Raw genomic sequence first — 1,699 nt, 5'->3', positions numbered from 1 at the left:
TGGCGGCCGATGCGCGAGTGCGGGCGCTGGTGCTGCTGGCCCCGGCCACCGTGTGGTACCGGGCGGCACGGGCGCTGAGCCAAGTGCGGGTGCCCATCCTGCTGCTGACGGGCGAAAAGGACGAATGGACTCCCGACTTCCACGCCCAAATCGTGCTCAACGGAGTAGCCGACCGCGACCAGGTAACGTACCGCGTCGTTGAAAATGCCGGCCATTATTCGTTCTTCAGCCCCTTTCCGCCCGAGCGCACGGGGCCTGGTTTTCCGCCCTCGCAAGACCCGCCCGGGTTCGACCGGTCCCGGTTTCAACCAGAGTTGCAGGCCGAGATTTTGTGGTTTCTGCAGCAGCAGCTGGCGCTTGCGGGGGCGGGATAGCGACGGTAATCAGAGGTCATGCTTCGCGGCGCCCTGCATGACGGTCTAATTGTAGTTGCCGAACAGGCTCAAAATTTCCAAATGCCTTCCTCATGAAACCGCCGCCCGCCAAAATCCGCGCTCTGGAAACCGTGACGGATTACGTCCGCTTCTGCGGGCTGCCCGCGCCGGCGCACCCACTGCTCACCGTCATCGACTTGGAACATGCCCGCGGCAATGTATTGCCTGACCAGGTGACCACGGTGGTGCAGCACTTCTACAGCGTGTGGGTGAAGAAAAACCTGAAGGGCAAAGTGCGCTACGGCCACCAAGCCTACGATTTTGGCGAGGGCGTGATGGGCTTCCAGGCCCCTGGGCAGGTGTTTACCGTTGATGCCACGCTCGATATTTCGCAACTCAGCGGCTGGATGGTGCTGTTCCATCCCGACCTGCTGCGCAAGTACCCGTTGGGCCAGAAAATCGGGAGTTACGGCTTCTTCTCTTACGCCGTGCACGAGGCGCTGCACCTTTCGGCCCAGGAAGAAGCGGCCCTAGACGCGCTGCTGGTGAACATTCGGGCCGAATACGAGCGCCCCATCGATGCCTTCAGCCAGGACGTGCTGGTCTCGCAGCTCGACGTGCTGCTCAACTACGCCAACCGCTTCTATCACCGCCAGTTCCTCACCCGCCGCACCGTCGAGCACGACCTGCTCAGCCGCTTCGAGGTCCTGCTGACAAACTATTCCGCCGCCGAGCAGGAGCAGGCCCTGCCCACCGTGCAACACTTCGCCGATGCGCTGCACGTGTCGCCCGCCTACCTCAGCGACATGCTGCGCACGCTCACCGGCCTCACCACCCAGCAGCACCTCCATCAGGCCCTTATCGAGAAAGCCAAGCGCTTGCTGCTCACTACCTCGCTCACCATCAACGAAACCGCGTTTCGGCTGGGGTTCGAGTACCCGCAGTATTTCACGCGCCTGTTCAAAAGCAAAACCGGGCTTACGCCGGCGGCTTTTCGGTTTTCGGCGCAGTAAGGGTTGCCTGTCATTGCGAGCGAAGCGCGGCAATCCGTCCTGTCAATATCAAACACTTCCTTTTACCAGAAAGCCCCAGTACTGCGCAGTATTGAGGCTTTCTATCGTAAAAAGGGCTTTGTCCCATCGCAGGGCTGTTCACATTTGACGGGGCGGATTGCCGCGCTTCGCTCGCAAAGGCAGCCGATTGCCAGCAACGACAGCCGCTTACCGCTTAATCAGGCAGCCGGCGGCGCGCTTGTCGGCCACGCCGGCGGGCCGGCCGGCCAGCACGTTGTCGAGCACCTGCTTCAGATAAGCCTGCTGCACGCT

General features: G+C 61.8%; 2 protein-coding genes. Both read left to right on the top strand.

The genetic code is table 11. The features are described from left to right. On the top strand, nt 1-374 hold a 374-nt coding region (locus ACYVDE_RS21980; RefSeq protein ID WP_460503677.1), incomplete at its 5' end, for an alpha/beta hydrolase family protein. Nucleotides 375-466: 92 nt separating this feature from the next. Then, complete coding sequence (locus ACYVDE_RS21975) at nt 467-1,387, top strand: helix-turn-helix domain-containing protein (protein WP_460503676.1); 921 nt, start codon at nt 467-469, stop codon at nt 1,385-1,387. Nucleotides 1,388-1,699: the final 312 nt, after the last annotated feature.

This window comes from Hymenobacter agri, assembly GCF_054778495.1.
The sequence above is the reverse complement of the archived record's forward strand: the minus strand, read 5'-3'. Positions and strand labels throughout refer to the sequence as shown.